25 protein-coding genes are annotated in these 25,228 nt (G+C 42.9%); 22 read left to right on the top strand and 3 right to left on the bottom strand.

The annotated features are described in order from the left end of the window. Nucleotides 1-142 precede the first annotated feature (142 nt). From DFP79_RS05070 to cysS, 5 genes are all read left to right on the top strand, one after another. Complete coding sequence (locus tag DFP79_RS05070) at nt 143-1,135, top strand: bifunctional helix-turn-helix transcriptional regulator/GNAT family N-acetyltransferase (protein ID WP_133502831.1); 993 nt, start codon at nt 143-145, stop codon at nt 1,133-1,135. Further along, complete coding sequence (locus tag DFP79_RS05075) at nt 1,132-1,863, top strand: AzlC family ABC transporter permease (protein ID WP_133502832.1); 732 nt, start codon at nt 1,132-1,134, stop codon at nt 1,861-1,863. The genes DFP79_RS05070 and DFP79_RS05075 overlap by 4 nt, the downstream gene beginning before the upstream one ends. Then, nucleotides 1,850-2,176 carry an AzlD domain-containing protein gene (locus tag DFP79_RS05080; protein WP_133502833.1) on the top strand — a complete coding sequence of 109 codons (327 nt, stop codon included), beginning with the start codon at nt 1,850-1,852 and terminating at the stop codon, nt 2,174-2,176. The genes DFP79_RS05075 and DFP79_RS05080 overlap by 14 nt, the downstream gene beginning before the upstream one ends. Nucleotides 2,177-2,282: 106 nt before the next feature. Then, on the top strand, nt 2,283-3,956 hold the full coding sequence (locus tag DFP79_RS05085; protein ID WP_133502834.1) for a glutamine--tRNA ligase/YqeY domain fusion protein: 1,674 nt from the start codon (nt 2,283-2,285) through the stop codon (nt 3,954-3,956). 10 nt (nt 3,957-3,966) lie between these two features. Then, on the top strand, nt 3,967-5,352 hold the full coding sequence (gene cysS / locus DFP79_RS05090; protein WP_133502835.1) for a cysteine--tRNA ligase: 1,386 nt from the start codon (nt 3,967-3,969) through the stop codon (nt 5,350-5,352). Between the two features lie 87 nt (nt 5,353-5,439). Here cysS and DFP79_RS05095 read toward each other — a convergent pair whose 3' ends face one another. Then, on the bottom strand, nt 5,440-5,880 hold the full coding sequence (locus tag DFP79_RS05095; protein WP_133502836.1) for a universal stress protein: 441 nt from the start codon (nt 5,878-5,880) through the stop codon (nt 5,440-5,442). Nucleotides 5,881-5,942: 62 nt separating this feature from the next. Here DFP79_RS05095 and DFP79_RS05100 point away from each other — a divergent pair, with 62 nt between their 5' ends. Further along, the gene (locus DFP79_RS05100) at nt 5,943-6,419 is read left to right on the top strand and encodes a hypothetical protein (protein ID WP_133502837.1); all 477 of its coding nucleotides are present in this window, start codon (nt 5,943-5,945) and stop codon (nt 6,417-6,419) included. 46 nt (nt 6,420-6,465) lie between these two features. Here the strand turns inward: DFP79_RS05100 and DFP79_RS05105 are convergent, their stop codons facing one another. Further along, the gene (locus DFP79_RS05105) at nt 6,466-7,251 is read right to left on the bottom strand and encodes a DNA topoisomerase I (RefSeq protein ID WP_133502838.1); all 786 of its coding nucleotides are present in this window, start codon (nt 7,249-7,251) and stop codon (nt 6,466-6,468) included. 187 nt (nt 7,252-7,438) lie between these two features. Between DFP79_RS05105 and topA the strand changes: the two genes are divergently transcribed. From topA to DFP79_RS05120, 3 genes are read left to right on the top strand one after another with little or no spacing between them, the layout of a single operon-like run. Further along, the gene (gene topA, locus DFP79_RS05110; protein WP_133502839.1) at nt 7,439-10,069 is read left to right on the top strand and encodes a type I DNA topoisomerase; all 2,631 of its coding nucleotides are present in this window, start codon (nt 7,439-7,441) and stop codon (nt 10,067-10,069) included. Then, on the top strand, nt 10,066-10,542 hold the full coding sequence (locus DFP79_RS05115) for a DUF6586 family protein (RefSeq protein ID WP_133502840.1): 477 nt from the start codon (nt 10,066-10,068) through the stop codon (nt 10,540-10,542). The genes topA and DFP79_RS05115 overlap by 4 nt, the downstream gene beginning before the upstream one ends. Before the next feature lie 3 nt (nt 10,543-10,545). Then, nucleotides 10,546-10,818 (top strand): hypothetical protein, encoded by a 273-nt coding sequence (locus DFP79_RS05120; protein ID WP_133502841.1) that lies wholly within the window; start codon nt 10,546-10,548, stop codon nt 10,816-10,818. Nucleotides 10,819-10,973: 155 nt separating this feature from the next. Here the strand turns inward: DFP79_RS05120 and lexA are convergent, their stop codons facing one another. After that, on the bottom strand, nt 10,974-11,597 hold the full coding sequence (gene lexA / locus DFP79_RS05125) for a transcriptional repressor LexA (protein WP_133502842.1): 624 nt from the start codon (nt 11,595-11,597) through the stop codon (nt 10,974-10,976). Between the two features lie 69 nt (nt 11,598-11,666). Here lexA and dinG point away from each other — a divergent pair, with 69 nt between their 5' ends. From dinG to yjjG, 13 genes are all read left to right on the top strand, one after another. Further along, complete coding sequence (gene dinG, locus DFP79_RS05130) at nt 11,667-13,790, top strand: ATP-dependent DNA helicase DinG (RefSeq protein WP_133502843.1); 2,124 nt, start codon at nt 11,667-11,669, stop codon at nt 13,788-13,790. 140 nt (nt 13,791-13,930) lie between these two features. Continuing rightward, nucleotides 13,931-15,262, top strand: a complete 1,332-nt coding sequence (locus DFP79_RS05135; protein ID WP_133502844.1) for a DEAD/DEAH box helicase — start codon at nt 13,931-13,933, stop codon at nt 15,260-15,262. 121 nt (nt 15,263-15,383) lie between these two features. Further along, nucleotides 15,384-16,802 carry a protein adenylyltransferase SelO gene (locus DFP79_RS05140; protein WP_133502845.1) on the top strand — a complete coding sequence of 473 codons (1,419 nt, stop codon included), beginning with the start codon at nt 15,384-15,386 and terminating at the stop codon, nt 16,800-16,802. Between the two features lie 27 nt (nt 16,803-16,829). Then, entirely contained in the window at nt 16,830-17,849 is a 1,020-nt protein-coding gene (locus DFP79_RS05145; protein ID WP_133502846.1) for an NAD(P)H-dependent glycerol-3-phosphate dehydrogenase, read from the top strand. Between the two features lie 16 nt (nt 17,850-17,865). Further along, nucleotides 17,866-18,123: a DUF4389 domain-containing protein gene (locus tag DFP79_RS05150; RefSeq protein ID WP_133502847.1), complete on the top strand. Its 258-nt coding sequence runs from the start codon at nt 17,866-17,868 to the stop codon at nt 18,121-18,123. 74 nt (nt 18,124-18,197) lie between these two features. After that, nucleotides 18,198-18,674, top strand: a complete 477-nt coding sequence (gene sixA, locus DFP79_RS05155; RefSeq protein ID WP_133502848.1) for a phosphohistidine phosphatase SixA — start codon at nt 18,198-18,200, stop codon at nt 18,672-18,674. Nucleotides 18,675-18,694: 20 nt separating this feature from the next. Continuing rightward, entirely contained in the window at nt 18,695-19,555 is an 861-nt protein-coding gene (locus tag DFP79_RS05160; protein WP_133502849.1) for an alpha/beta hydrolase, read from the top strand. Between the two features lie 46 nt (nt 19,556-19,601). Continuing rightward, nucleotides 19,602-20,405 carry a DUF4892 domain-containing protein gene (locus tag DFP79_RS05165; protein WP_133502850.1) on the top strand — a complete coding sequence of 268 codons (804 nt, stop codon included), beginning with the start codon at nt 19,602-19,604 and terminating at the stop codon, nt 20,403-20,405. A 146-nt stretch (nt 20,406-20,551) separates the two neighbouring features. Continuing rightward, complete coding sequence (locus tag DFP79_RS05170; protein ID WP_133502851.1) at nt 20,552-21,319, top strand: hypothetical protein; 768 nt, start codon at nt 20,552-20,554, stop codon at nt 21,317-21,319. Nucleotides 21,320-21,414: 95 nt separating this feature from the next. Next, entirely contained in the window at nt 21,415-22,317 is a 903-nt protein-coding gene (gene prmB, locus DFP79_RS05175) for a 50S ribosomal protein L3 N(5)-glutamine methyltransferase (protein ID WP_133502852.1), read from the top strand. Nucleotides 22,318-22,342: 25 nt separating this feature from the next. Then, a complete protein-coding gene (aroC, locus tag DFP79_RS05180) occupies nt 22,343-23,443 on the top strand; it encodes a chorismate synthase (RefSeq protein ID WP_133502853.1) in 1,101 nt (366 codons plus the stop codon). A 168-nt stretch (nt 23,444-23,611) separates the two neighbouring features. Next, complete coding sequence (gene yjjX / locus DFP79_RS05185; protein ID WP_133502854.1) at nt 23,612-24,175, top strand: inosine/xanthosine triphosphatase; 564 nt, start codon at nt 23,612-23,614, stop codon at nt 24,173-24,175. Between the two features lie 12 nt (nt 24,176-24,187). Continuing rightward, nucleotides 24,188-24,877: a pyrimidine 5'-nucleotidase gene (gene yjjG, locus DFP79_RS05190; protein WP_133502855.1), complete on the top strand. Its 690-nt coding sequence runs from the start codon at nt 24,188-24,190 to the stop codon at nt 24,875-24,877. The last annotated feature ends 351 nt before the right edge of the window (nt 24,878-25,228 follow it).

The following is a 25,228-nucleotide window of genomic DNA, read 5'->3' on the forward strand; positions in this document are numbered from 1 at the left end:
AGAAGCTGGGTTGTCCATACAGTCAGATTGCTACTTTGTCTAATCTTATTAACATCCTTGCTTCTTTCAAAAAAAGATTGCTTTAATCTTTGTATTATTTGATTGTGTAACCAGTTACGCAATTAAGTGAGGGAGAGGTATTGTGGAGCAGTTTGGTGTGTTGGCGCTTGGCAGTCGAATGAAGAGGCTAAGTGATTTTTTGTTTAGTGAGGTGCAGGCAGTATATAACCAAGCGAGTACCCAGATTTCGGCGACTTATTTTCCAATTCTTAGACTGCTTAATGGCAGTAGTGGGCTTGGTATCGTTGATATCTCTATGGAGCTGGGGCTAAGTCATCCTGCTATCAGTAAGCAGGTTAATAAAATGATAAAGGACGGGTTGTTGGTAAAAGTAGCTTCGGAAAAGGATCAAAGAAAATCTGTTGTATGTTTGTCAGAAGAAGCAATGCTAAGTATGTCCGAAGTTGAGCCAATTCTAAAAGCTATTGGTTCAGAAGTGACCTTGTTGCTAGAGGCGCAACCTATTAAAACAACGTTTATAGAATCGTTTTCAAATGTTGAGCGTGAGATATTGCATCTAGGGCTTACCAAGCAAGTCGTCACTCAATGTAAGTATGACAATCAGCTCTTTTTGGAACCCTATTCAAGCCGTCATGGAACCTGCTTTTATGATTTAAATATGGCGTGGCTAGAAAGTCATTTTATGAATCAGATTGAACCGCAAGATTTTCATAGTCTTGGAAATCCGGAAAAAGTTGTCGAAGAAGGTGGCGAAGTTTGGTGTGCCGTAGATCGAAGGAAAGGGCATGAGGATGCTCAGGTTATTGGAGTGTTTGCTTTAAAGCCCCGGGATAAATTAACGAAAGATTCTATTGAATTGTCCAAGATGACGGTGACACCCTCTGAACAAGGGAACGGAGTAGGGCGTTATATGTTGACTCATGCTTTTAGAAGAGCTAGAGCGTTAGACTATAAAACACTTTGTTTAGAAAGCGCTAGGAAACTTAAATCGGCCATTCATTTATATGACAGCTTTGGTTTCAAGGAAGTGAATGTCGATAAGTTCTCCTATCACCGAACAGATGTCTACATGGCTCTAGACATACAAAATCCACATAAAAGAGGTTTTCAATGAGAGCGTCGTTTCCCTTTATTAAAAAAGGCGTTGTTGCTTCAATTCCGATGATTGTGGGGGGAATGCCATTTGGTCTTTTGTTTGGCTCTCTTGTAGCAGCAAATGACTTGCCTATTTGGTTGGCGCTCATTATGTCATCGATGGTGTTTGCAGGTTCTGCTCAGTTTGTTGCTATAGGGCTGATTGCACTTGGCGCACCCATTTGGGTGATTGTGCTAACAACCTTTATTGTTAATTTGCGCCACCTCCTATACAGCGCAGATATGGTGAAATATGTAAAACATCTGCCTTTGAAAACTCGATTGATAATGGGTTTTGGTTTGATTGATGAGACATATGCGGCTGTTCGCCCACTCTATGAGCAAGATGGGTTTAAAGAGCATGGGCATAAAGCGTATTTTGGGTCTTTCTTTTCATTTTACCTAATGTGGAATGTTACTACGCTTGTGGGAGTTGTAGCGGGGGAGCTGATCCCTGGCATGAGTGACTGGGGGTTAGAGTTTGCGATGGTCGCGACTTTTATAGGGATTATCTCTCCTTATTTGACGTCTTTTCCGTACTTTTTTGCTTTTGCGGGTGCGGGCGTTACATCAGTGGTCTTAAATGGACTTCCGAATCAACTTGGTTTGATTGTCGCAGCGATTGTTGGTGTTATGTTGGGTGCTCTGGGAGAACGCAGGGAGAATAAATTAAAACGTATTGAAGAGGTGCAAAATGAGTTCATCTAGTTTGCTAGTAACCGTTTTGGGAATGTTTTGTGTGACATATTTCATCCGTGTCGGTTTGTTCATCACAGCACAAAAAGCCACTATGCCTGTTTGGCTTGAGTCCGCCTTAAAGTATGTTCCTGTTGCAGTGTTGACAGCCATTATCATGCCAATGATGGTACTTCAGTCTGGGCAGTTGGCTGTCTCGTTGGAAAACCCATGGCTGCTTGGAGGCCTAGTATCATTTTTCGTCGGATTAGTGATAAAGAATCAGCTGCTTACAATCGTTTTTGGCGTGTTTGCTTTTTTTGCTGCGAAGTTCCTGCTCGGTTAATGGAAAAGTCTTGATAGAAAAGTGCTGGATCAGTATCGCGCAGTGTATCAAATCAGATATACTAGCCGCTTAATTTGAAAGAACATAATCGGGACACTTACAAAATATGTCTGAGACGTCTAAGACTGGGAATTTCATTACCCAAATCATTGATAAAGATAACGAAACCGGAAAGCATGGTGGCAAGGTTTTAACACGTTTTCCACCTGAGCCAAATGGCTATCTTCACATAGGCCATGCTAAATCCATATGTTTGAATTTTGGTGTAGCGCAACGTTATCAGGGTCAATGTAACTTACGTTTCGATGATACTAATCCTGAAAAAGAAAGCGTTGAGTACATTGAATCCATCAAACGTGATGTAAGCTGGCTTGGCTTTGAATGGAAAGAAGAGCCGAAATTTGCATCTGACTATTTTGACGCATTATTTGACTTTGCCTGCGATTTAATTAACAAAGGCAAAGCGTATGTTTGTGATCTAACTCCAGACGAGATGAGAGAGTATCGCGGCACATTAAAAGAGCCAGGAAAAGACAGTCCTTATCGTAATCGCTCCGCAGAAGAGAACTTGACGCTGTTTAAAGAAATGCGTGACGGCAAGTACGCTGATGGCGAGAAAGTACTTCGTGCAAAGATTGATATGAGCAGTCCGAACATTAATCTACGTGATCCTATTATCTACCGTGTGCGCCATGTCCACCATCATCAAACGGGTGATAAATGGTGTGTTTACCCTATGTACGACTTTACGCATGGGTTGTCTGATGCAATTGAAGGTGTGACGCACTCGATTTGTACGCTAGAGTTCCAAGATCACCGTCCACTGTATGATTGGATGTTGGAAGCGCTGGAAACCTTCCACCCTCAACAAATCGAATTCGCTCGACTTAATCTTAATTACACCGTTACAAGTAAGCGTAAGTTGAAGCAGTTGGTGGATGAACAGCATGTGAATGGCTGGGATGACCCTCGTATGCCAACCATTTCGGGAATGCGTCGTCGCGGATATACAGCTCAATCGATTAGAAACTTCTGTGAGCGCATAGGTGTTACTAAGTCGGACAGTATCGTAGATGTTGGTATGTTAGAGCATGCAGTTCGCGAAGATTTGGATGCTAATGCCAATCGCGCGATGGTGGTTCTGAACCCAATCAAAGTGACGCTAACAAACTACCCAGAAGGTAAAGAAGAAATCTTCACGGTTTCGAATCATCCTAAGAATGAAGCAGTAGGTACGCGTGAAGTACCTTTTGGTAAACATCTTTACGTTGATCAAGCTGATTTTGCAGAGGTGCCTCCTCGTAAATGGAAACGTATGACGCCAGGTGCCGCAGTAAGATTGCGAGGCGGATATGTGATTACTTGTGATGAAGCCATTAAAGATGAAGAAGGTAACGTTGTTGAGCTTCTTTGTCGTTATGATGAAAATACACTCGGCGTAAACCCTGAAGGGTATAAACCTAAAGGTGTTATTCATTGGGTTAGTGCTGAACACGCACTAAGTGCTGAGGTGAATTTATACGATCGTTTGTTCAGCCATGAATCACCGGATGCGAAGCACGAAGACAAAACCTTCTTGGACTTTATTAACCCTGAGGCGTTGACTGTCGCGCAAAATGCAAAATTAGAACCGTCACTTTTAAATGCAGAGCCGGGTGTTGGCTATCAGTTTGAAAGGGAAGGGTACTTCTGTCGCGATTTAACCACTGATAAATTGGTGTTTAATCGTACCGTAACCCTAAGAGACTCTTGGGCAAAAATTGAAGCAAAAGGAAAATAGTGAGCGCGCAATGCTAAAAATCTACAATACGTTAAGCGGCCAAAAAGAAGTTTTTAAACCTATTGTCGAAGGAAAAATCGGCATGTATGTGTGTGGTAACACGGTTTATGATTTCTGTCATATTGGTCACGCGCGTGCCATGATTTCCTTTGATGTAATCAGTCGTGTTTTGCGAAATTTAGGTTACGATTTGACCTATGTTCGCAATATTACCGATGTTGACGATAAAATTATTAAACGCGCAGCTGAAAATAATGAGCTGCCGAGCGATTTGACCGAGCGCATGATTGCAGCGCAGCAAGAAGATGAGAAAGCGTTAGGGAATCTATCTCCAGATCGTGAGCCGAAGGCGACCGAGTTTATGCAAGAAATTATCGACATGATACAAAGTCTTGTTGATAAAGGTTATGCATATCAAGGAGATAATGGCGATGTTTATTATCGAGCTTCCAAGTTTGCGGATTACGGTAAATTAAATAATCGTAAACTCGAAGAAATGCTTGCGGGTGCGCGTATCGAGGTTACTGAATCTAAAGAGCATCCCGCGGATTTCGTGCTTTGGAAGCCCGTTAAAGCAGGTGAGGTTCATTGGGATTCCCCTTGGGGTAAAGGTCGACCAGGTTGGCACATTGAGTGTTCTGCAATGTCTACAAACTGCCTAGGGGATCATTTTGATATTCATGGTGGTGGCCCTGATCTTAAGTTCCCTCATCATGAAAATGAAATAGCTCAATCAGAAGCGGCAACAGGCAAAGAGTACGTGAACTACTGGATGCATTGTGGTGCGGTTCGCGTTAATAATGAAAAAATGTCTAAATCACTGGGCAATTTTTTCACAATACGCGAAGTGTTGAAGCTTTATAATCCCGAAGTATTGCGTTACTTGATGGTGTCTAGCCATTATCGTAGTCCAATTGACTATTCTGATCAGAGCTTGAACGACGCTAAAGTAGCGCTTGAGCGCTTATATAACGCTTTACGTGGTCAGGCTTTGTCAACGGCTCCTGAGAGTAGCGATTATCGTGTTCGCTTCGAAAAAGCGCTTCGTGATGATTTTAATACTCCTGTTGCACTGTCGGTTTTGTTTGATTTAGTGCGAGATCTAAATAAAGCAAAAACAGAGTCACCGGAATTGGCTGAGTCATTGGCTGCTGAGTTATCTGCGCTGGCCTCTGTGTTAGGACTTTTGTATCAAGATGCGGATTATTTTCTTAAAAATAGTCTGGTAAGCAGTGAAGGGATGAATTCGGACGACATCGAGGCGCTGATTGAAGAGCGAACGCTTGCACGTAAGAATAAAGACTTTGCTCGAAGCGATGAAATTCGTGATTTGCTCGCTGACAATGGTATTGAACTATTGGATAGTCGTGAGGGTACGAGTTGGACTAGAAAATAAGAAAATTTCATTTCTTATTTTTGTTGTTGATTGACGTTGAAACGCAAAAAAAGGGAAGCAAACGCTTCCCTTTTTATCGAGCTAAAGCTATTTGTCTTTGTTTGTTACTTTGACCGCCAATACATCACACGGTGAGCCGTGTAAGACGCCATTTGATGTTGAGCCCAAAAGCAGTGCTAATCCATGCTTGCAATGACTGCCAACAACGATTAAATCAGCATTTTTCTCCTCGGCGATTCGATGTATTTCGCTTTCAATGCCGCCCTGAGTGATTTGATAACTTTTATTAGGTGTATCGAGTTGATCCAAAAGAAGTGACATTTTGTCTTCTGCTGTTTGTCTAAGCTGATTTTGAATGTCTGTGATATCAATTGGAACATCACCACCATAAGCGTAATTTAATGACTCAATCACATGTACAACATGTAATTCAGCGCTAAAGCCGTTGCACAGAGCAACAGCTTTGTTTGCAACTTTGATGCTTTCGTCAGTAAGGTCGACAGCTAGAATGATACTCTTATACAGTATAAATAACTCCTAATCTGGCTCCATATGTACCAGTTTAGTTTACTTTTAAAAAGAGGCACTATATGACAGCTTTAATTGTGATCTTAATCACAGTCTCTCTCATGGGGTCGGCACTTTGGGTTATGCCGTCCAAGCGAGAACGGCAAAAAATGGCACTGCGTATGCACGCTCGCAAGTGTCAACTTACCGTTCAGCTTACCTCATTAGATCTTCCTGACAAGTGGGATAAAGTAACAAACAGTCAAAAAACATGTGCTTATCGTTATATTCGCCCGAAAAAACTGAAGAATTTTGGGGATACTATTCTTATAACACCCTATGAAGTGTGGAAATATGTATCGATAAACCCAAGCTGGTGGGTTTCCAGAAATATTCCAATGACTGATGCTGTTTTGAATGGGCTCGACGTTATTGATGGTGCGGCTATCGCAGTGGAGGTGACGGATTCAGTGGTAAGTGTTTATTGGAATGAGAAAGGCGATGAAAAGACCGTTGAATCTATATCAGAGCTATTACGGTCTTTAAGTACTATCCAATAAATTTCAAGCCGGTAAGTAGAAAACGAACCGGCTTGAAATTTTGAATTTAATTTTTGCTTTCAGGGCTTTCGCCTAATAGCTCGTCGTCAGGCGTTTCGCCTAGTTCAAGAAACAGTTCTTCTATTACCTCTTCAGGGTTTTCAGCATTTTGTAGTGCCATGATTTGCGGTGCTACAATTTCTTTCATTCTGTCTTGAATGAATGCCTCTAGCTGATGTTTTTCTGCGCGATCTATCGTGTTGGATTTAAGGTTTGATAAAATTACGCCGTAAAGGGTTTGGGCGACGCGCATATCTCCGCCGTGGTAATTTTTATTGGCCTGTACAAGTTGGCGATTCAGTTGTAGCCAAAGATTTAGCCAGCGTAAATAATCGTAACAAAGCTTATAGTGGGTGTGGCTAATACGACCTTTTCTACGCATATACAGCAGCATTTTTGCGGTTTTCGTTAGGCGTTCTTTATAGGTTGATTTTTCTTGAAAGCTCAGTTCTTCAGGCTCTCCGGTAAAAGGTTGTGGGTCTGCTGCGCGCTCTTCTTCTGCCTTGGCAATTGACTCTTCTATCTTTTCAGGACTGTCAGAATAGTCTATAAGTTCTTTCAAACAATCGATATAAAAACTATACAAAGCATCAGTTGCTATGTTATCGGTGTTAATAGGAAGAATTCCTCTAACATGTTGTTCAACACGTTCAGCTCTATTGGATAGCTGAAGCTGTTTGAACTTCCGTTCGGTTGCTTCTCTTTCTTTTTGTTGGGCTCTTGTTCCAACCACGACAGAAACAATGACAATGATAAAAAGGATCGTAATTGTTAAGATTTGGAGCGTTGCCATGATTGTCCTTGCGTTACTAATTCAGTATGGTAAACGAAATTAACATACTTATTGTGATAAATATGCGAAACAATACCTTGATAGCTTGTCATATAAAAGGTGTTTGCTTAATATCTGCGACCCGAAACACTAATCTGCATACATGCGCAGCTTTTTCGACGTTTTAATATAAGGCTCATACAGTTCAATGGGAAAATCACTGGTTATCGTGGAGTCGCCTGCAAAGGCCAAAACCATCAACAAATACTTGGGTAATGATTATGTTGTTAAATCAAGTGTAGGTCATATTCGAGACCTTCCGACAGGTACAACATCTACATCAACGCCACAGGAACGTGCAAAACAGGCTGCGCTAACGCGTAAAATGAGTCCTGACGAAAAAGCCGTATACAAAAGTAAAAAAGCACGCCAACAGCTTATCTCAAGAATGGGGGTGAACCCGGAAAGCAATTGGGAAGCCCACTATGAAGTGCTACCAGGTAAAGAGAAAGTCGTTGATGAACTGAAACGTCTTGCTAAAAATGCCGACACTATTTATCTCGCGACCGATTTGGACCGCGAAGGGGAAGCAATAGCTTGGCACCTTAGAGAATCAATAGGTGGTGATGAAAGCCGCTATAAACGTGTAGTTTTCAATGAGATCACGAAAAACGCTATCAAGTCGGCGTTTGATGAGCCATCTGATCTAGACATGAATCGCGTTAATGCTCAACAAGCAAGACGATTTCTTGATCGTGTGGTTGGTTTCATGGTTTCGCCGTTACTTTGGTCAAAAGTAGCGCGAGGTTTGTCTGCCGGACGTGTTCAGTCCGTTGCAGTGAGATTAATTGTTGAGCGCGAAAAAGATATTCGAGCGTTTATCCCAGAAGAATTTTGGGAGTTGGATGCACTGTTGTCTACGTCGACGAAAGAGCAGATTAAGTTCGAGGCCTTAAAGTATTTGGGTAACGAATATCGTCCCTCTTCTCAAGAAGAGTCCGACGGCCATGTTTCCCGTATTCAACAGTCTGATTTTATTGTCAGCAATCGAGAAGACAAACCAACTCGATCTAAGCCGTCGGCACCTTTTATAACGTCCACTTTACAGCAAGCTGCAAGTACTCGTCTTAGCTACGGCGTTAAGAAAACAATGATGTTGGCCCAACGCTTGTACGAAGGTGGCTACATCACGTATATGCGAACAGACTCTACGAATTTGAGTGCTGAAGCGGTTGAAACATTGCGTGGTTTCATAGAAGAAAATTACGGTGAAGCGTATTTGCCGAAAGAAGCCATTCGTTATTCCAGCAAAGAAGGTGCTCAGGAGGCGCACGAAGCGATTCGTCCTTCCGATGTAACGATAACGCAGGATATGTTGCAAGGCATGGACAAGGACGCTCACAAGCTTTACGACTTGATCCGTAATCAGTTTATTGCGTGTCAGATGACCCCAGCAGAGTATACGTCTACCAGTGTGACGATCACTGCCGGTGATTACGAGCTCAAAGCACGTGGCCGCATACTGCGCTTTGATGGTTATACGAGAGTCATCACTCCTGTCGGTAAAAAAGCTGAAGACACGATTTTGCCAGACATTCAAAAAGGCGACGCACTTGCCTTGAATGAATTATTGCCTGAGCAACATTTTACTAAGCCATCAGCTCGTTACAGCGAAGCAAGTTTAGTAAAAGAGTTGGAAAAGCGCGGTATTGGTCGTCCGTCGACGTACGCTTCGATTATTTCAACCATTCAGGATCGTGGTTACGTTCGTGTTGAGAATCGTCGATTCTACGCAGAAAAAATGGGCGATATTGTAACCGAGCGTCTTGTAGGTAGTTTTGCGCAGTTGATGAACTTTAGTTTTACCGCGCAAATGGAAGAGCAGCTTGATGAGATTGCACAAGGCGAGGAAGATTGGATTCAAACGTTGAATGCTTTCTACGCTGATTTTAGCGATACGCTAACAAAAGCAGAAGATCCTGAAGAGGGCATGTCTCAAAACCAGCCAACGCCAACAGACGTAGAATGCCCAACATGCAGTCGACCAATGCAAATCCGTACGGCCGCGACAGGAGTGTTTTTATCTTGTTCTGGTTACGCACTGCCTCCCAAAGAGCGTTGCAAAGCAACCATTAATTTGGTGAGCGGTGATGAAGCCGTTGCTATTGACGATGATGAAGGCGAATCAAAAGCATTAATTAACAAGAAACGCTGTACTATTTGTGGTTCAGCGATGGACAGTTACTTAATGGATGAGAGTCGTAAGCTGCATGTGTGTGGTAATAACCCGTCATGTGCAGGTTTTGAAATCGAAAAGGGCGCGTTTAAAATTAAAGGCTATGATGGCCCTGTCATTGAATGCGACAAGTGTTCTTCAGAAATGCAGCTTAAAACAGGTCGATTTGGCAAATATTTTGGCTGTACCAGTGAAGAGTGTAAGAATACGCGCAAATTGCTAAAAAGCGGCGAAGCAGCTCCTCCAAAAATGGATCCTGTGCCTATGCCTGATCTTGCGTGTCAAAAAGTGGAAGACCACTATGTGCTAAGAGACGGAGCGACTGGCTTATTCCTTGCGGCTAGCCAATTTCCTCGTAAGCGGGAAACGCGAGCTCCATTAGTTGCAGAATTGCTGCCGTACATGGACCAAATTGATCCGAAGTATCATTTCTTTTCTGATGCGCCTGTAATGGACAATGAAGGTCGCCCTACAGTGATTCGGTACAGTCGTAAAACAAAAGAGCAGTATGTTATGACTGAAGAGAATGCTAAGCCTACTGGCTGGAAAGCGTTCTATCAAAATGGAAAATGGGTTGTAGAAGAAGGCAAGAAAAAGAAATGAGCTCATTGAATCCAGCAAGTATCACGAATCAGCGTCTTGATAGTGCAAGGCGTTTGATCAATGAAATTAAGCTATCTGACGGGGATTGGTTTACCAAAGGGCATGAGCCAACGGTTACTTTTCTTCTTCAGAGCGCGTTTAATGGCTTGCTGCAAGAAGTGAAAATTGCCTACGGTCTAAAGTCTGATGTGACTTTAGACCAGCTCATTTTAGACGCATCTAAAAATGGTCTTTCTGTTCCTGTGTTGAAAGAATTAGAGCTATTGAACGCAGATGATAATTCATGGTTCAGACAACTCCAGCTATCATTCAATGCCTATTTTGAATGTAGGCCTAATCCTGTTTCTACTTCCACCCATGACGCTCAAATGATAGGAACGTCAGGAAACGACCTTGGCGGATCCGTTAAATCGTATTTGGATGCGTTGGTTGAATTGGTGTTGAGATTTAGAGAAGAATCCTCAGAGTATTAAATAATGAAAGATGCTTATCTCGAAATAGTCGAGTTAGATAATGGTGATATTGTGCTTCGCCCGGTTGCTGAAGAAGGTTCCGAAGAAGCGGAAAAACCCCTTGCGGTTTTGCAAATTCCAGAAGACACTCGATCGCTGTTAAATGATCGCTACTTTGAGTTGGCAAAACGTATGTTTCATGCGGGTATTGATTACGTTTATTCAGATGATTTTACGGATCCAATGGACATGGATATGGCTGATGAAATGGAAGCGCTGCCGAAAGTGTTGCATTAACACGTTCGCCTGAAACAGTTAGGCGTGTTGCCTGAGTGTGTTTTTTGATTGGATTTGGCTAAAACTGGTGTTTTAAATGTTATCTAAAAAAGCTTCCATAATATTATGGAAGCTTTTTTTGAAAGATCGGTGGGAGGGAATTCGTTCTACGGGCGTTAAATTCCTTGGCGAATAACGCCGACAGATAAGCCTTCAATGGCGAACTCTTCGCTTTCAAGATCCACTAATATGTCATCAAACTCGGTGTTCTCTGCAATGAGTCTAACTTTGCTGCCTTTTTTCTCGAATCGCTTAACGGTAACTTCTTCACCGATGCGAGCGACAACAATTTGCCCATTCCTGACGGCATGAGTTTTATGTACAGCCAGCAGGTCACCGTCCATAATACCGACGTCTTTCATGCTCATTCCGCTAACGGACAGTAAATAGTCCGCCTTGGGCGAAAACATACTCGGAGGGATAGATATGTGGGTCGCAACGTTTTCTTGCGCTAGAATAGGTGCGCCAGCTGCGACTTTACCGACAACGGGTAGGCCAAGATCCGAATCATTTGCGCCTGCAGGCGTTTCATCGATAAGGCGAATGCCACGTGAAGCCCCGGAGAGCATCTCTATCGCACCTTTTTTGTTTAACGCTTTTAAGTGTTCTTCAGCAGCGTTTGGAGAGCGAAAGCCTAGTCGCGCAGCAATCTCAGCACGAGTAGGAGGAAAGCCTGTTTCGCTAATGTGTTGGCGAATCGTTTCCAATACGTCAGATTGTCTTTTGGTTAATTTAATCATAATTCATCTGTTTGTTTATACAGTTACTGTTATTATATACAGTCTATTTAAAAATACTCAACAAAATTAATGCTTTCCGACAAAATAAAGAATGAAATTCAGTCTGCCTATCGCGCCTCTTTAGAATCAAAAGGGCACAAGCCACGGGTAGGGCAACGACAAATGATTGCAACCATTGCAAGGACGCTTGGTGGGATCAAGCAAGGTACTGAAGGCGAGCGTCTTGGGGAGAAGCACGTTGCAGTGGTAGAAGCAGGTACAGGTACAGGTAAAACGCTATCGTATTGTTTATCGGCCATCCCTATAGCCAAAGCAAAAGGCGTTAAACTCGTTATCTCGACAGCGACCGTAGCGCTCCAAGAACAAATTTTGTTCAAAGAATTACCTGATTTGCTCAAGCATACCGAAATTAACTTTCGGTATGCGCTTGCAAAAGGCCGCGGTCGGTATTTGTGTCTGAATAAGCTTGAAGACTTCATGAGCAGTGAAGAGCTGGCGACTGATGATATGTTTGCCGGTTTGTTTGAGCAGCATTTGCAACCAGATGATGTGAACACCGCGCTGTACCAAGAAATGGATGAAGCGCTGAAAAGTGACGATTGGGATGGTGACAAAGACAACTGGAAGGGGGTTCTACGAGATCAGGATTGGCGTCGATTGACGACTGATCATCAGCAATGTACGAACCGAAATTGCGCCAATTTTAGTGCATGTCCGTTCTTCAAAGCGCGAGCTGAAATAGAGACCTCCGATGTTATTATCGCAAACCATGATTTGGTTCTGGCGGATTTGTCATTGGGCGGTGGAGCAATACTCACGGCGCCGGATGAAACCATTTATGTGTTTGACGAGGGGCATCACTTACCGGATAAAGCCATTGGTCATTTCCGACACGAAAGTCGCCTGCAAAACAGCATCAATTGGTTGCGTCAACTGGAGAAAAACTTGCTCTCTCTTAAACAGGAGTTGACTCAGGAAGTGAGTTTAACAGGGCAACTCCTTCTAAAAATTCCTCAACAAATTCAAACGATTGTTAATTTTGTTCAATATGTACAACAGGGGCTTGCTCCGTATATACAAGAGCTTGGTTTGGATTTGGAAAACAATCAGCATCGCTTCGAATTTGGCGTCGTACCTGAGGAGCTGCGGCAGCTGGCGTACAGTTTGTCGACATCCTACCAAAAATTGGTTGGGCAAATTGAAAGTATTCAGGATGAGTGCAAAAAAGTAAAACAAAATGAAGGGATGGGGCTGACACCCGAAACGGCTGAAAATTGGCAACCGATATTAGGTGTTATATTAGGGCGTTTAGAACAATCTGTTGAGCTTTGGCGACTATATTGTCATCAGGATGATCTCAATTACCCGCCAAACGCGCGATGGCTTGAACTTGTAGGTCAAGGGTTGGAGCAAGATATTGAGCTCGGAGCATCGCCTATTTTGGCCGCCCACACATTACGAATGCAGCTCTGGGATAAGTGCTTCGGAGCGGTTGTTACTTCGGCAACACTTACCGCTTTGAATCAGTTTAATCGATTTAATATGCGTTCCGGTGTGCCGAGAGAGTCCGAATACTTACGCGTTTTAAGTCCGTTCGACTTTGCGAATAAAGCGTCTCTCATAGTGCCTGACTTTAACAGCGAACCTAATAAAGCAGACGACCACACGAAAGAAATTGTTCAGTATCTCAACAAGCAAGTTGATTTGTCTCGTGGAAGTTTGGTTCTGTTCTCTTCTCGAAAGCAAATGGAATCTGTCGCTGAACGCATCAGTGACACGTTAAAAGGAATTTTGCTCATTCAAGGCGAGCAGTCTAAAAGAATTATATTGGACAGCCATAAAGAGCGAATTGATCAGGACAAAGGCAGTCTCCTGTTTGGCTTGGCAAGTTTCGCAGAAGGTGTTGATTTACCAGGCAAATATTTAACACGAGTGTACATTGCAAAAATACCTTTTTCGGTGCCAGACGATCCAGTAGAAGCAACATTAGCGGAATGGATTCAAAAGCGCGGCGGAAATCCGTTTATGGAAATATCCATTCCTGATGCGTCTTTAAAACTTGTGCAGGCGACAGGGCGTCTATTGAGAAGCGAGAGCGACGAAGGGGAGATTCATATAATGGATAAACGGCTAAAAACGAAGCGATATGGTTCTCAACTTATTTCCAGTTTGCCTCCATATCGAATGCTATAAGGATTTTTAGTGAATATATGCTCAAATATCATGGACAACAAAACCTATTCGCTAATTACTAATGATAAAATTCGGCTATTTAGGTAAACTCTGTACCCAAATTTAACCATCAACCTCTAAAAGGTCACGTAGACTAAAAAATGGATACTAAAAACGAAGACATTGGCAAAGAGCAGAACTCAAAACCCAGTCGCCCCCGACGCTCGCGCAAGCGTAATCGCGCTCCAGCAAATAAAGCCGCTAGTGACTCTGCTACTCAAGTGACTTCAGAAAAAATCTGGTCTATCGATGACTTTCAAGTGCCAGAAGTTGAAGGGAAAGTTCGCTTTCATGATTTAAACCTGCCTGACCGTGTACTGAAATCGGTTTCTGAAATGGGCTTCGAATATTGCAGTGAAATTCAGGCTGCGACATTACCGGCAACGCTCGAAGGTTATGATCTAATAGGTCAAGCGCAAACAGGAACCGGTAAAACTGCCGCGTTTTTGTTAGCGATGGTCAGTGATTTTATGGATTATCCTATTGAAGAAGATCGTGCGCGCAATATGGCACGTGGTCTAATTATCGCGCCGACGCGCGAATTGGCGCTTCAAATTGCAGACGAAGCTGAAAAAATCACAAAAAACTGTACGCTTAACGTTATTTCACTTGTCGGTGGAATGAGCTATGAGAAGCAAAAACGAGCATTAGAAACGGAACAAGTTGATATTCTTGTTGCTACACCGGGTCGCTTGCTTGATTTCGCTCGCTCTAAGAAAGCCATGCTAAACAAAGTCGAAGTACTTGTTCTTGATGAAGCGGACCGAATGTTATCAATGGGCTTCATTCCAGACGTGAAGAGCATTATCCGCATGACGCCACATAAAGAACGACGTCAAACTATGTTGTTCAGTGCGACATTCCCTAAAGATATTCAAAACCTTGCTCGCCAATGGACATTCTTTCCAAAAGAAGTATCTGTCGTTCCAAAAGAAGCCACCAATAAAAATATTGATCAGGTGATCTATACCGTTGAAGTAGAGCAAAAGTGGCCAGTGCTTCGACACCTTATCGAAGACAATGGTAATCAGCGCACGATCATCTTCGCGAACCGCCGTGATGAAACTCGTGAACTGTATGAGTTGCTGAAAGAAGCAAAAATTAATTGTGCTATTTTGTCTGGCGAAGTGAGTCAGGACAAGCGTGTAAAAACGCTAAAGAACTTCAAAGAAGGCCATATTCAGGTATTGGTTGCAACGGATGTTGCTGGTCGTGGTATTCATGTTGATAACATTGAGTTGGTCGTAAACTATACTCTACCAGAAGATCCCGAAGATTACGTTCACCGTATCGGACGTACTGGTCGCGGTGGTGAAACGGGCAAATCTGTGAGCTTTGCCAGTGAAGACGACGCGTTCATGGTTCCAGAAATAGAAGCGGTTGTTGGCGAAAAAATTCGCTGTGAATATATGGTAGGCACAGTCGTAGAGTAAGTCCGTTTATTACAACATAACTCTGTATGGCAGGGTGCGATTTAATATTTGCACTTTGCCACAGTTCACCTGCCGTGTGTTTTTAAATATTGATTAAGACTAATCGTCCATTGGAGCTTAGATGTTTTTGCATCATCGTTTTTACGAGTTAGGGTCTGCCTTTTATTCTGTAGAACGTATTAAACCTCTAAATGAACAGCGTTTAGTTGAAATAAACCTTCCTCTCGCTCAATTTCTTAGTGTTGATTTTAAAGATCAGCAAACGCTCGACACCCTCAATGGTGAAATCTCCGTACCTAAATCCCTTAGCATGGTGTATGCCGGGCATCAATTTGGTGGTTTTTCACCACAATTAGGCGATGGTCGCGGAATTTTATTAGGAGAGCTAGAAGGGCAAGACGGTTGCTTTTATGACTTGCATATAAAAGGGGTGGGGTTTACGCCTTTCTCTAGAATGGGAGACGGTCGCGCTGTTCTTCGTTCTTCAATCCGCGAATACCTTGTCAGTGAATACATGAATGCATTGGGCGTACCAAGTAGTCGCGCTTTGGCTTTATATGATTCAAATCAGGCGGTGTATCGTGAACGTCCGGAACCCGGCGCTATGCTTGCTAGGGTCGCTAAAACTCATATACGTTTCGGTCATTTTGAATACTTCTTCTACACCAAAAAAACCGAAGAACTCGATGCACTAATCCAATACAGTTTGAACCAATACTTTCCGACGTGTCTAAAAGAAGAGAACCCCATTCTGGCTATGTTTAAAGATATTGTGCTAAGAACAGCCGATATGATTGCGCACTGGCAAGCGATTGGTTTTCAGCATGGCGTCATGAACACCGATAATTTCAGTATATTGGGCGAGACGATTGATTACGGCCCGTACGGTTTTATGGAAGAGTATGACCCAAGCTGGGTATGCAATCATTCTGATCATGAAGGCCGTTATGCTTTTGGACGTCAACCCAGTGTTGGGCTATGGAATCTAAATTGCCTTGCGAGAAGTTTTTCTCATCACCTTACGAAAGAGCAACTTGTTGAAGCGTTGACGCTGTATGAAACTCAATTGGAAGAGCGCTTTTCGTCAATAATGTCCAATAAAATGGGTGTGTCGAAAGAAGCGCTCACAGATTCACTGATGAGTGAATGGTTGTCGATAATAAAGAAAGAACGCTTGGATTATACAACGGCGTTTAGGTTGCTGAGCCATGTATCAAAAGAAACACCATCTGTTTTACTTGATGAAGTAATTGATCGAGAGGCTGCTCGGGAATTTCTTGAGCGCTACTGGGAAAAACGCGAAGACAGACGCGATCAGGCGGCAGTTTCTGATCTAATGTTAAAAACAAATCCTAAATTTGTGCTAAGAAATTACCTAGCGCATCAGGTGATTGAAAGTGCCGAGCAGGGCAATTACTTACCGTTTAGAAAGTTGTTAAATGTGTTATCTAGCCCTTTTTCAGAACACGAAGAAAGTCATGATTTGGCAATGCCTTCTCCGGAATGGGGAAAACAACTCGAAGTAAGCTGCTCGTCTTAATCAATTTAAATATTAAAGAGATAATGTATGAATAAGCAATCGGTGTGTGTACTTGGCGGTGGCAGTTTTGGTACCGCAATGGCGAACATCATGGCGCAAAATGGACATCAAGTCAGCCAATGGATGCGCAATGAGCAGCAAGTTGAAGAAATAAACTTAACAGGCTTAAATAGTCGCTACCTTCCTAATGCACCTTTACACCAAGAGCTTCTAGCCACGAATAATCTGGAAGAGGCAATTAGAGCCAGTGACACCATATTTGTCTCTATCCCTTCAAAATCTTTTGAGGATGTCGTTCAACGAATCGATGGCCTATTAACGCCAGATAAACTGCTTATTAGTACGACAAAAGGTTTTAACCCGAAGCGTTTTGAACTTATGAGCGACATACTTAAGCGCAACTCTGCAACCCAACAAATTGGCGTCTTAAGTGGGCCAAACTTGGCAAAAGAGATTGCTGCTGGGCACCTGACTGGGTCTGTCATCGCGAGTGATCACGCCGGGTTGCGAGAAACGGTTATTGAGTTACTAAAATCACCTACCTTTCGAGTATATGAAAATACAGATATCACTGGCGTCGAGCTGGCAGGTGCATTAAAAAATATATACGCAATCGTCTGTGGTTTAGCGAAAGCGCTTAAAGTAGGCGAAAATACAATGGCGATGATCATGACACGAAGCCTCGCTGAAATGAGTCGTTTCGCCGTTCATTTTGGAGCCAACCCAATGACGTTTTTGGGACTGGCCGGAATGGGAGACTTGATTGCAACGTGTACGTCCCCATTAAGTAGAAACTATCGAGTTGGTCACGCATTAGGGTCCGGACAGTCGCTCGACGATGCAGTTCAGGCTATTGGAGAAGTTGCGGAAGGTGTTAATACATTACGAATGGTGCGTGAAGAAGCGAATAAGCACCAATTATACATGCCTTTAGCTGAGGGGCTTTATCAACTTATATTTGAAAAAGCAAAGCTTGAAACTTTGGTCGGTAGCATGATGACGGGCGGACAAAAGTGGGATGTTGAGTTTGCCACTTACGAAAAATAAATTTAGGAGAATAAAAATGAATAAAGCAGGGTACCAAAATCAATCGTTCTGGATCCGACTTATTTTTATGCTAATTTATTGGGGGGTGTTGAATATTGCTTTGACGCTTTTTGGTCTACTCTTATTCATTGTCACCATAGTGAAACTTGGATCGAAGCATGAACCTACTACGCTTAATAAATGGCTTGCTTGCTTGAGTTCGTTTATTAGAGACACAATAAAATTCCTCTCATTCGATGTTGAAGATAAACCATATCCTTTTAAGCCTTGGTAGTTTCGGCATGTGAACACCGTTTTTTATTGAGACGGTGTTCTTTAAATGTGTACAGAAAAGAGTGATTAAAAGTTATGAAAAAGCTTTATGTAATGCGGCATGGGAACGCTGAAGCCTATGGATACCAGAATGATGCAGAAAGAAACCTAACAGAAATAGGCCGAGTTGAAGCGCGGCAATCTGCACAACAGTTTCTGGAGCGAGTTCAACAAATTGATGCAGTTTTTGTCAGTCCCTATGTAAGAGCTCAGCAGACGGCAGAAGAGTTTCTGGATGTTTATGAGTTTAATGGCCCAGTATCCACAGAGGGTGGAATAACGCCAAGTGGCAAAGAGCTTGATGTTGCGCTTTGGCTTCATGAGCAACCCTACGATTCCATATTGCTTATTACTCATCAACCATTTGCCCATCAATTGGTTGAACTACTGTCACAAGAGGCTCTACCTGCCAACTTTGGCATGACAACAGCGACGATAGCGGCACTTGAGGGCGAGTTGTTCGCAACAGCCTGTTGTCATTTTCAATGGGCGATTCATCCCAGCAATCAGTAATTTTGGTGAAGTGAAGGAATATGCCAAACGAAATCTTTTATACCCTAAGACATACACGCCTTGCGGCAAAGCAATGGCGATCACCTAACCCTAATGCACTTCGTGTTCTTGGTCTTCATGGTTGGATGGACAATGCAGCGACGTTTGACCATCTGGCGCCGTATTTAAACGAGTTTAATTTTACCGCTCTGGATATGGCCGGGCATGGTTTGTCAGATCATCGACCAGACGGCGCATTTTATAATCTGTGGGATCATGCCCTAGATGTGATTAGCGTATTACAGTTGAGTAGCGAAAGTACTTGGCTTGTTGGCCACAGCATGGGCGGAGGTGTGGCCATGCTTGTCGCTGCACTTGCTCCTGAAAAAGTAAGAGGTCTTATTATTTTAGACAGCATCGGCCCTGCGACTTCAGATGGGAAGGAGCGTGTGTCTACAATGCAGCGCGCTGTTCAGAAAATGGTTAAGCTAAATTTGAACCGATCTCCTATGTATCCAAGTATTGAAGATATGGCTTACGCCCGCGCGAATGGGTTTACTCAATTGAGCGAAGCCAGTGCCCGCATTTTGGTTAAGCGCGGTGCGATTCAAAAAGAGGGCGAATGGTATTGGCGTCACGACAGTAAATTAGCGTTCCCTTCTCCTTATCGTATGGATGAAGAGTCCGTTGCTTCCTTTGCACATGAAGTGAAGTGTCCGACGTTGGCATTGCTCGCCAATGAAGGTCTATATGTTGATAAGAAAAATCTGGTCGATAAGCGTGCGAATGAGTTCTCATGGATTAAAATGCATTGGCTAGATGGAAATCATCATTTTCATCTAGAAACAGAAAGTGTTTTATCCGTTGCGGAGCACATAGGACATTTTATTGATAAAAATTGATTCATTACGTTACCAAATTATACGTTCGATAGAAGGGTGAAGGTAAATGAATAGACATTATGTAGCAAAGCTCGTCGTAGGATGTGGTTTGGTTTGGTCGTCACTTGCGCATGCCCTTATCAGTGATATCGAACCTTACCGAGGTGCCAAGCTGATCAAAAGTGTTCCAATGGTAGAGGTGGATACAGAAATACCGCTTTCTAAAATTCAGCGCGTTGGAAGAGGTTGGGAGCCAAAAGAAGTTTTTCGTCTTACAGGGAATGTTCAAGAAAACCTATATAAAATTGGGCGAAACGTACCGCTAGAAGATGTAATCGAACACTATCGCTCTGCGTTACTCGCTCTAGCGGGTGTGAAAGTTGAGTTCCAGTGCCAGTCTCGCGATTGCGGTAGCTCAAATGCTTGGGCAAATGATTTCTTCAAAGATTACTTACTTTATGGGCCGGACGGTAAGCAGTTTCTAATGGCTGTGTCTGAAGAGTCTGGTGCTTACCAAGTTCTATACATTAATAGGCGTGGTGCAGGCGACATTATGGTTCGGTTAGATGAAATCGTACCGAACCAAGAAAAGCAGCTTGATCTCGAAATTGTTGCGCAAATGTCCGCCAGCGATCAGCCGAGAATTAGGCGCTTTCTTACTGAGCTTTCAGCGGGTGATCAGGTCATCGGTTTTGTGACGAGTGCCGCGACTACGGATAAAACGGCATTGTCGGTGGGCGATGATACGATCGAAAGTATTCTTGCAGGGCTGAATGAGCGTCAAAAGGAAAAAGTAACGTTTGTTAATATTGCAAATTTAGGACGAGTGACATTAGGTGATAACCGAGTCGTGTTTATATATTCACGCTAGACGTACATTGACATAAAACTAAAATAGAAAAGCACCTCTTGGTGCTTTTTTTGTGAGTCAATAAAAGCCCTTAGCGATACTGTCTATTTTGATAATATAGGAATATAATTTACTTATATTATTATATTTATTCTAAGGGATGAATTATGGCTCGCAAAGCAAATATTTCCAGAGAAGAGATTATTTCGGCCTGTTGGCATCTTCTCGAACAAAACCACTTCCCAAACATTCCTAGGTTAGCGGCACACTTTTTCGCACTAGACGGCCGTAAATGCTCCAACACCACTTTGTTGAATGGTGTAACAGAATGGGAAGAGCTATATCATGAGCATAAGAAAAATGAGCTCTCGGAATTAGACTCGCTGATCGATCCTGCTCTAAAGCGCTTTTCAAGAGACATCACACAAACGCTTGCGATTTTATTCGATGAGAAAACAGCCGATATTGAAGAACACTTTTCATTAAAAGAAGGGTCTCTTTCTGGGCAATACCTTTCGCTTTCTAATGTTGTTGCAGAGCAAGAAAAGGAAATTGAAAAGCTCTCAAGCGAAAATATTGAACTGAACACTGAAAATCGTCTATTAAAGCAAGAGTTGTCACAAACAAGCGCACAACTGGACAATCAACTGTCTCAGTCACGCGTCTTTCAAAGTTTGATTTCAAAGCAAGAAGCTGAGCTAAAAGAGCAAAGCCTAAATGTTGCACAGCGCGAAGTGGATTTAGCCAAACAAGACGCAAAAATTCAAAGCTTGCTAGAAGACAATCAAAAATTGGCCTCACAGTTAGAGCGACAACAACAGTCATCTCAGCATAATCATCAACAAATGTTATTGATTGAGCAGCTTATAAGCAAAGTAGGCGGACTTGAGCAATCAATGATAGAGCTTGATAATAAGGGCGCAGCGAAAAATTAAACGGATAAAAAATGAGTCTCTATGGGCGCAGAAATCAAAACACGCTATAATCTCGCCGCTTAAAACGGTTATACACACAATACAAAAGAGAGAACATGAGTCGACATCAGTCTGCTATTAAAGACCTTCATTCCATAAAAGATTTTATTCGTTGGACCTACAGCCGTTTTCAAGGCGCTGAACTTTTCTATGGGCATGGTACAGACAATCCGTGGGATGAGGCTGTTCATCTTGTTATGGGGGCGTTGCGCCTCCCGCTTGATTTCGACAAAGACATGTTAGATGCACGCTTAACCGTCGACGAAAAAAAGCGTATTTTAACGTTTGTGCATCTAAGAATATCGAAACGAGAGCCTTTGCCCTATTTATTAGGTAAAGCTTGGTTTATGGGATTGGATTTCAAAGTCAGTCGCGAAACACTGATTCCGCGCTCTCCCATCATGGCGCTCATCGAAAACGAATTTCAACCTTGGTTAAGTCACTATCCTTTGCATATACTGGATATGTGTACAGGGAGCGGTTGTATCGGCATCGCAACTGCACTGACATTTGAAGACGCTCAAGTGGATTTGTCGGACATTAGTTCCGCGGCATTACGCATCGCGTCAGAGAATGTGTCCGATTATGATCTGGATGATCGTGTCACCGTTATAGAGTCGGACATGTTCGAAGGATTAGCGGATAAAAAATACGACCTGATCGTGTGTAATCCGCCATATGTCGATGCTAACGACTACAACAGCGCTCCAGCTGAGTTTCATAATGAGCCGCAGATCGCGCTGACATCAGGCGAAGATGGTCTGGACTTTACGCGAAAATTTTTGAGTCAAGCTGCGAATTATCTGCACGATGGCGGTATAGTCGTGTATGAAGTAGGAAACAGCGAAACCGCATTACAAGCCGCTTACCCAGATACTGAGTTCATGTGGGTAGAGCTTGAACAAGGCGGCAATGGCGTATTTGTATTAGCAAAAGAACAATTAAACATTTTTTTATAAGATTATTTAGAGAGTACTTAGCACTATGTCTGGCAATACGTTTGGTACATTATTTAAAGTGACTACGTTTGGTGAGAGTCACGGTTTAGCGCTTGGCGCCATTGTTGATGGGTGTCCGCCGGGCGTTGAAATTTGCGAAGAGGATCTTCAGCGAGATCTTGATTTACGCAAGCCTGGCACATCTCGTTACACGACACAGAGACGTGAACCCGATCAAGTCAAAATTTTGTCAGGCGTTTTTGAAGGTAAGACGACAGGCACGCCAATCGGCCTTTTGATCGAAAACACCGACCAAAGGTCACGCGATTACGGAAACATCAAAGATACATTTCGTCCGGCTCATGCGGATTATACATACAATCAAAAATACGGTTTTCGCGATTATCGCGGTGGCGGTCGCTCGTCTGCCCGTGAAACAGCAATGCGGGTTGCAGCTGGAGCAATCGCTAAAAAATACCTTAAGCAGCGGTTTGGTATTGAAATTCAAGGTTTTTTATCACAACTTGGCCCAATCAAGCTAGAAATGAAAGATTTAAGCCAAGTTTACGAGAATCCGTTCTTTAGCCCTGATCCGGATGCGATCCCTCAACTTGAAGAATACATGACGGAGCTACGTCGTGAAGGTGATTCAGTCGGCGCTAAAATTACCGTATTAGCGAAAAACGTGATGCCCGGATTAGGCGCGCCAGTATTTGATCGTTTGGACGCGGATATAGCAAAAGCGATGATGGGAATTAACGCAGTAAAAGGCGTGGAAATTGGCGATGGCTTTGATGTTATTGAACAAAAGGGGAGCCAACACCGTGATGAGATGTCTGCCAATGGGTTTTTAAGTAACCACGCGGGTGGCGTTTTAGGTGGAATTTCTTCTGGCCAAGACATTGTTGTTCATATGGCGCTCAAGCCTACTAGCAGTATAACTGTTCCGGGTAAGAGCATTGACAGTAATGGTAATGAAATCGATGTGATCACAAAAGGTCGCCATGATCCATGTGTTGGTATCCGTGCAACGCCGATTGCAGAAGCAATGTTAGCACTGACATTGATCGATCACTTGCTGCGCCATCGCGGGCAGAACGCCGATGTCACATGTGAGACGCCAATAATCAATGGATTAGTTGATTAACTCAGTAATTGTGCGCCATACCGCTAAGCGGTAAAAGTACGAAGATACTGTAAATTCTGACGAATTAGACAAAAAAGCCGATGCAACTACATGCATCGGCTTTTTTTGTTTGATAACATTCTGACAAACACTCTCACATTGGTTTTGCGATTACACTAAGGAGATAATGTGTCCGTCGTTTTACGTATTTTAGTGGGTTCTAACAACCCCGTAAAAATTGGGGCAGCACATAAAGCGTTTTCAACCGCTTTCCCCGATTATTCTATTCACAGTGAAGGAATGAACGCTCCGTCAAATGTACCCGATCAGCCAATGACCGAATTGGATACTCGTTTAGGTGCTGAAAATCGAACGGCGTATTGTGAGCAGTCAGATAAAGAGCGCAGCTACGACTACTATGTCGCTATGGAAGGAGGGGTGGACAAGTTTTCAGAAGGCCCAGCCACCTTTGCTTACATATCCATTCGTGGACAGCATAACGAACAGCAAGCGCGTCGTCATTCTGTCGGGCGATCTGCGAATCTACCATTACCTAAACGCATTTACGAACGCTTGCAAGCGGGGGAAGAGTTAGGGCATGTGATGGATGATGTGTTCAATCAAACCAATATTAAACAAAAGGGTGGTGCAATTGGTTTGTTAACGAATCATCTGGCGACACGAGAAAGCATTTATATTGATGCAATCACTCTCGCACTGGCACCTTACTTTCATCCTGAACACTATCTCTAAGAAGAGAACACAATGCCTCGTAAATACGATTATATAATTTTTGATGCCGATGAAACCTTATTTCACTTCGATGCGTTTGCAGGATTACAAAATCAGTTCAAACAATTTAATGTAGAATTCAGCGAAGAAGACTTTAAAGAATACCAACGGGTGAATAAACCGCTTTGGGTGCAATATCAAAACGGTGATATCGACGCCAAAACACTTCAAGTAACCCGTTTCGAAGCGTGGGCGAACAGGCTTAATGTATCGGCCGAAATGCTTAACGATGGATTCCTTGAATCGATGGCAGACATTTGCAAACCGTTACCCGGTGCGAAAATAATGATAGAAAGCTTACTTGAACGCTCTGTAAAGCTCGCCATCATTACCAATGGCTTTACTGGCCTACAACAAAAGCGATTGCAACGTACAGGCTTTTTACCTCATTTCGAACACATTGTTATTTCAGAGCAATATGGAATTGCTAAACCTCACGTATCCATATTTGAACACACGCTTTCATTACTCGGTTGTGAAGACAAGCGTAAAGCCCTCATGGTTGGAGACACGCTCGCGTCTGACATTCAAGGTGGAAACAACGCTGGAATCGACACATGTTGGATAAATCATCACAACGACCACGCACCGAGCGAATTAATGCCCACTAAAGAAGTAACAGACCTTCATCAACTGACGCAATGGCTTATAAACCTTAAATAGACTGTTTATTTTATTTTTTCAAAACTTTTGCACGTATTTATAATGTGAGTGAAATTCACTTTCTCGTTTTGACTATTACGTCTACTAAAAGTGTATTAATATCAGGTGCATAGTGAATGGGTGGTCGAAATAGTGTGCCATACCTATAAATACATATGCGCATGCTCGTTTTCAATGCTCGCTTTTTCGGGAGGGTTGAAAAGCTATTTTTATTCAAAGGGTTAGGTGGAAGTGTGAAATAACCCGACTGGATAAATGAGCATGCCTATTAATAAAATGTTATGTGAAATGAGAATTATCGAAGCTTCGGAATCTGATAAAGATTCAATGTTGTCATTATCGAAAATGCAA

Source organism: Marinomonas balearica (assembly GCF_004362145.1).
Classification (GTDB): Bacteria; Pseudomonadota; Gammaproteobacteria; order Pseudomonadales; family Marinomonadaceae; genus Marinomonas; species Marinomonas balearica.